The organism is Candidatus Magnetobacterium casense (genome assembly GCF_019173545.1).
Lineage (GTDB): Bacteria > Nitrospirota > Thermodesulfovibrionia > Thermodesulfovibrionales > Magnetobacteriaceae > Magnetobacterium > Magnetobacterium cryptolimnobacter.
In genome coordinates, this window is sequence record NZ_JABXWD010000506.1 from 1 (window position 1) to 2,172 (window position 2,172).

Here is a 2,172-nt window from a genome sequence, read left to right on the forward strand (position 1 = left end):
CGACGATATCACCGGTGTTGACGTCCACCTTCAGGCGGAGTTTGTCCGAGTTGAGGTCTAATACGCCACTGCCACTGCCTTGGGAGCGCTCCGTCTTTGCCACGATGTCCTTGAGGGTTACGACGTCGCCAACGATGTCCACGCTGCCTGAGACCTCGGTTACGCGCTTGAGGATGTTTTCGTTGTTGACTCTTGCGGCCTTTTCAGCAGCCGGAGTGGTCTTGTAGACAAACGTGGAACTGGGATTAAAGTCGGCCCCGCTTGAGTAGACGTTGCCGCGCACCTTGCCAGGGGACAGGCCCGGGTCCCAGTTGATCAGCTTAAAGACCGGCTTGCTGTCAATGTTATCGGCCTTGATATCCACGGTGAACTTATTGACAACGGGCATTGCCAGCGTGACCTCGCCCTGGGCATTGCCGTTGTAGACCCTGGCATCCTTTGTGATAAACTTAAGGGTCGGGCCATCGTAGATGACCTTGCAGGAGAGGCCGTCAACGTCTATGCCATAGAAGCTAGCCGTTTTGAGGGCGGCGTTTGCCTCGCCCCTGAGCTTTTTATTTGGGCCATTTATGGCGGCGTTGAAAGTGCCTTTAAAGCTGACGTCGCCTTTTATCGGTTCCTTTTCGCCGATCAGCTCCAACAGCGTTTCGATATGGAGCCTGCCGCCGGTGGAGAGTGCCAGTTGCAGTCCGTTTGTTGCATCGTAGTTAATCGGCCCTTCAATTGAGACATTGCCTGCCCCGGGATTTTTGAGGCCCAGGAGGCGCTTGATATATGCCATCTCCACGGATACCTTGCTTCTGAGCGCCACGTTGTCCACCGTGGATTTGCCATTGAGCTTGCCAATAAGTCGGAGGTTCAGCCCATCAGACTTCAACGATGCCTCCTCGACGTTGTAGGCGATTCCATTGGCAGAGGTGGACTTGAGTTTGAGGACAACGGTCTTAAAGTTGACTTTGTCGTGGAGCTTGGGCTTTAGGGTATTTGAATAAAACGCCAGGTCTGTCATTTTTAGTCTAAGCCCTGTCATATTGGGCAGCGCCTGCCCCTTGAGTTCCCCCAGGGACAGATCGGCATCTTTAGTGCCGTCGTAGAACTTCACCGACATCCCTCTGAGGTTGAAGGAGCCTGGTTCAACGGACATGGCTTTTTTTTGCGAGGGCGTTTTCTTTTGTTTTGCGATGACTTCTTCTATGTATGCCCGTGAGGTATCCACGGAGAGATTGCTGACAAAGACCTTTTGCAACACGAGCCTGTTGTACAATAACGGTAGGATGTTGACGTACACATCAGCAGAGCCGAGGTGGAGGATCGGTTTTCCCTTCTTGCCGGAGGCCACGGTCAGTCCCCTGATATGCACGGATGGTGGAAGGAGGATAATGTACGCATTATCAATTGTCACATCCCTGCCCAGGAGTTTCTCTAACTGCGAGGTCAGTTCAGCTTTAAACAACCCATTGACATAACGATAGGCTGCCGTACTCAAGTATGCCAGCAACAGTGCCGCCATCAGGGCAACCAAGATACGTCTTAGTTTAACACGTTCCATAGTTGCCCCATCAAGACCATGATCGTCTCCGTCTCAACGGGCTTCTTTATCATTTTGGCGCCTGTAACAAAGAAAACATCATGTGCTATATCCATCTCCGTATTGACGCGTGCCATCATGATATCGAGGGCATTGTTGGAAAACACACTTACGATGTCGTGCAGCAGTCCTATTCTGTCGGTCGATATGGTTTCAAAGACCGTATAGTGTCGTGCGGGGTCGTTGTCCACCTCCAGGAATGGTGCGATCCTGGTATCTCTGCGTGGATATTTCCTTACAACGAGGGGGGGGACCGTGTCGGGGTTTTTTGGCACACACACCTGTCTCAGTTCTGCCTCGATGAGTTCATCCATGCCCTCCCACCAGAGTTCCTTATAGTTTGAGACCTGGAGCCTGTCTATGACATATCCGTTGGTGCTTGCAAACGTGCGCAGTGAAAGGATATTGAGCGCCCTCAACGACAACACGCCAACGATGTCACTGAGCAGTCCGGCCCTGTCCCTGGCCAGTACGGTAAGTTCCGTTGTGTTTCCGGTCCGATGTTCGAGGCTCAGGGCAAACCCGCACGTGTTAAACACTCTGAGGAGTTCAACCTCCCGGCGCATCTTTTTTGGGGCAGTGGT

Annotated in this window: 2 protein-coding genes; both read right to left on the minus strand. The window is 52.5% G+C overall.

Going from position 1 to position 2,172, the window contains the following annotated elements; genetic code table 11:
• The coding region (locus HWQ67_RS16935) for a hypothetical protein (protein WP_218253867.1) at positions 1-1,549 on the minus strand (1,549 nt) is incomplete at its 3' end.
• Positions 1,531-2,172 (minus strand): hypothetical protein (locus tag HWQ67_RS16940; RefSeq protein WP_218253868.1); only part of this gene is annotated, 642 nt, incomplete at its 5' end. The genes HWQ67_RS16940 and HWQ67_RS16935, both read right to left, overlap by 19 nt.